Consider the following 7,106-nt stretch of genomic DNA (forward strand, 5'->3'; position numbering starts at 1 on the left):
ACTTATAATGCAATTAGTCAAATATAGTTCTCAAATCTATTCTAATGTTTTGTATTTTAGATATTTTTTATATTCTAAATATATATAATTGTATCATATTACGTTGATTTATATTTATTTTTATTTCAATCATTTTTTAGGATATACCGTAATACTTTTTTATGGTTGATTATTTATTTTTAGATATTTTTTACATCTTTATCATCCTTTCTGTAATTTTATTCTTTGCTTGTAAAGTTATATAGATGATAGCCTGCTTCCCTGGGATCTAATATGCTTATACTTAGCAAGATAAAGTTTAAGTAAAAAAAAAGAGGATGGCTAATTACCTTCCTCTTTTCAATAAAAAACAGTTAACTATTAACTACCTTTTGAATTTGCTCTGCAATACGTCTAATTACAGGGACTACCACACTATTTCCAGCTTGTTTATAAAGGTTACCGTTACTTATGTTAGGTAATACAAAATCTTTAGGATATCCCTGAAAGTTAAAACATTCTCTTGGAGTTAGTTTACGAATAGTGTCTTTTTGTCCTTGGACATTAAGTAATGGAACATTATGTCCACCTGTTCCCATATTGGCTGTTAGAGTTGGGCAAAGATTGCTTTTGTTTGCCCTTACATATTGTCTTCGCCATTGATACAGAGTTTTAGCATCTTTTATTTCATCAACAAGTTTGGCATAAAAAGGTGTTTTCTCTGTATAGTAATATTTTGCTTCAATATTACTTTCCTTTTCAAGCATATCTTTTATGTTGGTAGTTAGAGGAAGTTTTTCTGGGAACTCAAACTTTTCCATAAGAGTTTGGTCTTTAAAGCAGACAATATATATACGCTCACGGTTTTGCGGAATATTTCCATAGTCACAAGCATTTAAAACTTGGAACTTAATATGGTAGCCATTTTCTTGGAGAGATTGTTTTATGATCTCAAAGGTTCTTCCTTTATCATGGCTTACTAGGTTTTTTACATTTTCTAAGAAAATTATTTTAGGTTGCTTGGCAATAAAGATTCTCTCTAGCTCAAAATATAGATCACCACGACCTTTATCAGCAAAACCTTTACGATAGCCAGCAACAGAAAATGCTTGGCAAGGAAAACCAGCTAGCATTATGTCAAAATCGGGAATCTCTTCTGCTTGTACGTCGGTAATACTACGATGATCCATAAATGCTTTATGGTTAGCTTTAAATGTTTCTACAGCAAACTTATCTATTTCATTTGCATAGACAATTTCAAACCCAGCTTGCTCAAAACCTAGATCTATACCTCCTACTCCAGCAAAAAAAGAAGCACATTTCATAGTCATACAATTCTCAACAATTATAATTTGATTGAATTATTTATTATACATAACATAAGACAAAAATGCAGCCACTTCGTTTAGTCATTTAAGCTTTAAAGTTATGCAATATATTCAAATGAGTAGATCTATTTTTTGATAAGAGTTTGTCATTTCTTTATGAGAACAAATAGTTAGAGGTATTACTAATTTATCTTACTATTTGTAGTTACAGCTCTTCTTTAAAAAGATCAGGTCTAAAAATAGGTTCTTTTTTGATTATTCCAGCTTCTTTTAGTTCTAGTATTTTATTTTTATGTTCTAATTTCCATTTTTCGTATTCTAAGTAATTAGAGACATCTACTTTGAAATTATTGTTATCTATTTTTGTTATTTTAATTGAGTCAATTTCTTTTTCATCAATGAGTTTTCTGGTTAACTTTTCATATTCATTTAAGCCAAATATACTAAAAAGAAGCCATTTACCCAATATAGACTGTGGATTAGTTTGTAAACTTTTGCCATTGTCTTGAGTTATCTTAGCAATAATTTTCTCCCCATTAGGTAAATGTAAATAGAAACTAGAATTTTTTCTTGCTTCTTTATCTAAGGCATCGATACCAAAGAAATTAGGATATAGTCGATGAATATATACAGGGATAGGAGCATAAGCTTCATATGCAGGTCTAGGGATATCAGAGCCTTTACTTTTAGAGCTCCCTAGAGAAGCATTAAAAGCTGATCTATCATTAACTTCATAACTATTATCATTGTAAAGAGGTAAAATTATATAGTTTTCTTCCTCTTTAACATTTGGTTGAGACTCTGGAAAAATGTAGTTATTTAAGCTTGAGTTACTAAATACCTCTTCTAAAAGAGAAAAAGGATCATTATGAATATTTATTTCTTTGTGTAAAATTCTTTCCTCTTTAGAAGCGTTAAACTTTTTGAATAAAGTACTTTTACTCATATTAAAGATATAACTATTTTTTCCGTCATTAAACGAAACCGATGTATCAGTCATTCTTATATCACTAATGTTGTCTATATCGATTTTTTCATATTTTGTTTCAATGATATAAAAACAGTTATAATCTCTGGTAATAAAGTGATAAATTTCTTCTTCTGTTTCATAAAGTCGTTTATCATCTTCAATCCTAGAATTTCTTAGTTCAGCTATGCGTTTAACTAGTTCATTTTGTGTATTGACGTTAAAAAGTTTTCGAATTTCACTACTTTTTCTATTAAACTCAGCAATTTTTTGATTAGAAAAATCAGAATTATGTATCCAAGTTTTTAAACCTACACCAATAGATTTGTTGTTTATACGAACTATTGCATCAAAAGCACTATCTTTCCTTGTTATCCCCTGAACTTCAAAGCTGTCTATATAGGAGATCTCATGATTTCTGTAATGTAAGTATGGCTTTTTACCATTTTTTCCTTCCACTTCCTTAAATAAGCCACTTAGAATTCCAAGAATAGTAATTCGTTTAATATACTTATCTTGCTTTGCCTTATCTAATTTATGCCATAAAATATCAGCCATATAAATTAATTCTCCTATATTACTAGAGATACATGATTAACTTAGGTATTTTGATAGGTATAATTTTTGCAATTTTAATAATGCTTAGTAAGATTTATACAAAAAAGTAGACCTTTTGTATTAAGTTTTATTAATCTTTTACTCTTTCTACTATTTCAGAAATATCGCAGTCTAAGACATCACAAATTCTTAAAAGCACATCTGTGGTAATGTTTTCTCCGTTTTTCATTTTATAGTAGGTGCTTTTGCTCACTTTAGCTTTTTCCATTAGCTCTGAGCCTTTCATATCTACGTCAATTAATTTTTTAAATAATTTTTTGTAGCAAAGTTTTGACATATATGCCTCGCTAGAGATAGGTATTTTACTAATCTTATTTTACCATCTTAGAAGAACTTATTTTAATAAGTTTTTCTTTTATCTCGTACTTATATTACTTTTTATAAAACAAAAAACCGAGAGTTTTATTATCAATATTTTCTTTTAATAAATAGTATTTATCTCCAGCAATTACTTAGCTTAGTAAGTAAACTCAACTTACTAATTTTACGAGGCAACAAGTCTTAGCTTGCTAAGACTTGTTAATCTCTAAATTTATTTCCAGAGCGGAAGCTATCTCTCTTTGCTTTTTAGTGAGGCTAATTTGTTCCACTTGAGAGTTGATTTTGAGGTATCTAACTTTAGCTAACTCTTCTTTGCTTTCCTTGAAGGATAAGTCTTGGGTTAAAGTAAGTAAACTTTACCTGCCTTAGCTTAAAGTTAGAAAACTTGGCATTAGGTAAAACAATGCCTAAGTTGCTTTCTTTCTCTTTTGCAAGTATTGCCCTAAATCTTTGAGGAGTTGTTTTTCCAGAGCAACAATAAAGTTTTCCATAAAGGTTAAATCAACAACTCCATTTTTAGTTGGCAAGAGTACCTTGTCTTTTTCAACTTTATTTGTCCAAGTAGCCAGATTATCACGAGAATATTTGTGGTATAGACCTTTCTCGAGACATAAACTTAAAAATAAATTTACTCTATGGGAAACTTCGCCATTTTTCCACTGGATAAAGTAACTATCTGACAAAATACCTGTAGTTTGTTTTTGGGCATAAACTTTACCTGTAGCTATAGCTCCATTGGAAATAATGGCAATAACCTTGCTATAGGTAGTAAATTCATTTTCTCTGCCCCAATACATAATGCCATTATCCCCAAACTTACAATAGACTACAGGAGTATTAAACTCTGGGCTAGGAGATTTACGCAGATTTTGTTTTGGGGCTCTTGGGCAAGGGAGTTTAGCAAAGAGCTCTCCGATTTGGTACTCTTGCCAAGTTAGATTCTTAAAGTCAGCAAGAGCTCGGGCTTGAGCAGGAGTTAGTTGTGGGGTGTCTAAGCCATTTTCTTGTAAGTAGGCTTGGATATTTTTGAGATTTTCTTTTTCAAGTTGAGTTGCCAACTTTTCAAGCAAAGCAAAATCCACTTGTCCGTTTTTGCTTGGCAAGCGAACTTTTTGTTTTAAAAAGGTGTGATTAACATCGCGAATAAGAACATTTAAAAGAAGAGGTTTGACTTTATTTAACAGACTGGTAAAAAATGGAATATTTCGGGGCGTTGGCTTAAATTTAGGCACAACCTTGCGGACAAATTGTCCAGCATACCAAGGTCGGGAGCGATAGAAAAAGTCCATTTGTAAAAGCCCTAGACTCCACACTTTACTTGCATTGGGAGCCTTGCCTTTAAGCTGTCCTGTAGTTTGTAAAACTCCCTGCTTTAAGCTCGTTCGCGTCACATAATCAAAATCCTCTCCTTCACTTAAGTGCTCTTTATTAAAACTTGCAGTATTTTCAATAGTAAAAAGGTCACTAAGTTGATATTCGCCCCACTCAATCTCTGTTAGTGTTTGCTTGAGTGAGGCAGTTATTTTCCCTCTTTGTCTTCCTCGGCTCGAGGATTTTTAATCAGTTGAGAAATTTCCCAAACAAGGTAATCAGCAAGAGAATTTTTAAAGTCCTCTAAGCTCGGCGTTAGCTCTTGAGGGGCAGCTTGATTCCAATCAGCACCATGCTTAATATCTATGTGCCCCTCAAAATACTCGTCTTGACTTAAATAATGCAGTTTACTTTTCCCAAATTTCACCAGATCAACTACCTCTTGATAGCGAGCTTTAGCATTGTTGGTATCTTTTAAGTTATGGCTTGCTTTTTTGCGACTTGACCTAGTATAGCCATCATGACTAAAGTCAATAAATTTTACCGCATAGTCGTTTTCATGGGCTTGCCCCACTTGAAAAACATAGATATAGGTTTGTACTACAGATTTACCCGCAAATAAGTTTAAGGGCATTTTTATGCTTGCAAGAAGACGATGCTTTTGTAAAATGCGTTGGTTAATCTCTTTGGCTTTACCACTACCTGCCGAAGCTTGAATAAGCACTGCAGCATAACCCGTTTGCATCAGAGATAGAGCTCGTTCGACAAAGATCATGCCATTACCAGGAGCCGAGTAAGGGGGATTGAGAATAAGTGCATCTGCAGGAAAGTCTTGCTCTTCCTTGCCATAACCATACTTGCCATTAAACTGCTTGAGCGAATCTGCATTAATAATATTAGCCGAGCCATCTCCCATCATAATCATATTGAGCACGGCTAACATGTATACCGAAGAAAGAAGTTCTAAGCCAAGTAACTGCTGGGCTTTTATTTGGAGTTCTTTTTCTTGTAAAAGTTGAGGAGATTTAATTTTTTCTTTGGCATCATTGAGCATTTCATTCATGGCAGCTACGAGTAAACCTGCCGAGCCTGTAGCAAAATCCCAAACATAAGAGTCTTTGTTTACGCGGGCCAGTTTCACTAGCAAAGTAGCGACATAAGAAGGAGTTAAAACCACATCGTTTAACTTGTCTTGACTAAAGCCCAGCCAAGAGTACATTTCATTAAAGAGTTTGCCAGTAAAATCGGTAGTTAAACCAATTTTATAGTAGATGCCAAGGTAATCAACTATTTTATCAAACACGCGTTTTAGTTGGCTTTGCCCATTTACGGCTTTATTGAGGTTTTCATTAAAGAGAGTATCTTCGAGTCTGCGAATAATAAAGTCTTTTTTCTTTGGCGGAAGATCCTTATGTTCAAGAAAAGATTTAATTTTACGACTAATAATTTTGCCGTCTGTATTTTCTTTTTCTTGCGAAGAGATTAACTCTTCTTTAGTTAAGGGTTTTACTTTATTCGGAATGCCAAGAGTAGCCATAATTGTAGCTGCCACCAGATAAACGCGATCACTTTCTCCTAAACCTTTTTCATTACCGTAAATATAATTGTTTAGTTTAGTTAAGTTAGCCTCAATTTCTTTTTCGCGTTGCTCTTTGCGTAGTTCACTTTCTTCTGGAGTTAAGTTAAGAGCATTAACCTGAGCAATAAAAGCATTAAAATTTTCTGGTTGTAAAAAAGATAAATCCTCAAACTCAGCAATTTTTTGTCCTATCCCAAAATTGTCTTTTGAGACAATATAGGCTTCAATATGTAATTTTAGGACAGGGTCGCTTTCTCCTGTTACGCCAATAGCAATAACCTTACTATAGCTAGTATAGTGCAATAGAGCATTGGCATAGTGTACAGCTCCATTTACTGCATAATCTTTTATATGCCGATAATTAGGTTCGCTATTGCTTTTAAGGTTATCTACTTGCCCCTGAGCATTAAGTTTAACTAACTTGTTTTTGCCTGCTTTATACTCTATAAGTATTGGCCAATAGTTTAACTCTTTATCTTGGCAAAGAAGTTTTACATCAGGACGATTACCTCCTTTACCGCCGTTTCTAGAGAAGTACTCTTTTAGAGCTCTATCTATTTCTTCGTTTAAGAATTCTTGATCTTCTTTATAGTCGAGACCTTCTAAGCTTCGGTTCGCAATTTGGATAATTTTTCTTTCGCTCAACTGGTTGATTTTCTTCATGTTTAACTCCAAGAATAGCAAGTAGGGTTATTTTTATTATATCGATTTTAGGAACTCTCTTGGGGCTTTGTTTTACTAGTAAGGGTTTAGTTATTTGTCTTAATAATTACAAGTTTTGTTTTGTTTTTTGATTTTTGTCATTTGTCATTTGTCTTTTGTCTTTTGTCTTTTGTCTTTTTATTTTGATTTTAAAGCAACAGGTAAATGAAAAGTTATCTTATTCTAAGTAAAAGTTAGTTAACAAAGGTAAAAGAAAAGTAGAAGGCAAAAGAAAAGTAGAAGGCAAAAGAAAAGTAGAAGGCAAAAGAAAAGTAGAAGGCAAAAACAAGAGAAGGTAAAA

Annotated in this window: 5 protein-coding genes; all 5 read right to left on the reverse strand. The window is 32.7% G+C overall.

Annotated elements, in window-relative coordinates; all coding sequences use genetic code 11:
• Positions 1 to 353 precede the first annotated feature (353 nt).
• Positions 354 to 1,310: a DNA cytosine methyltransferase gene (locus CJP74_RS06960; RefSeq protein ID WP_222987007.1), complete on the reverse strand. Its 957-nt coding sequence runs from the start codon at positions 1,308 to 1,310 to the stop codon at positions 354 to 356.
• A 202-nt stretch (positions 1,311 to 1,512) separates the two neighbouring features.
• Positions 1,513 to 2,832, reverse strand: a complete 1,320-nt coding sequence (locus CJP74_RS06965; protein WP_119497652.1) for a phospholipase D-like domain-containing protein — start codon at positions 2,830 to 2,832, stop codon at positions 1,513 to 1,515.
• Between the two features lie 130 nt (positions 2,833 to 2,962).
• Positions 2,963 to 3,169 carry a helix-turn-helix domain-containing protein gene (locus tag CJP74_RS06970; protein WP_119497654.1) on the reverse strand — a complete coding sequence of 69 codons (207 nt, stop codon included), beginning with the start codon at positions 3,167 to 3,169 and terminating at the stop codon, positions 2,963 to 2,965.
• 451 nt (positions 3,170 to 3,620) lie between these two features.
• Positions 3,621 to 4,736: a restriction endonuclease subunit S gene (locus tag CJP74_RS06975; protein ID WP_119497657.1), complete on the reverse strand. Its 1,116-nt coding sequence runs from the start codon at positions 4,734 to 4,736 to the stop codon at positions 3,621 to 3,623.
• A complete protein-coding gene (locus tag CJP74_RS06980) occupies positions 4,733 to 6,766 on the reverse strand; it encodes an HsdM family class I SAM-dependent methyltransferase (protein ID WP_119497659.1) in 2,034 nt (677 codons plus the stop codon). Before CJP74_RS06980 ends, CJP74_RS06975 begins: the two co-directional genes overlap by 4 nt.
• Between the last annotated feature and the right edge of the window lie 340 nt (positions 6,767 to 7,106).

Source organism: Psittacicella melopsittaci (genome assembly GCF_003585925.1).
GTDB lineage: Bacteria > Pseudomonadota > Gammaproteobacteria > Enterobacterales > Psittacicellaceae > Psittacicella > Psittacicella melopsittaci.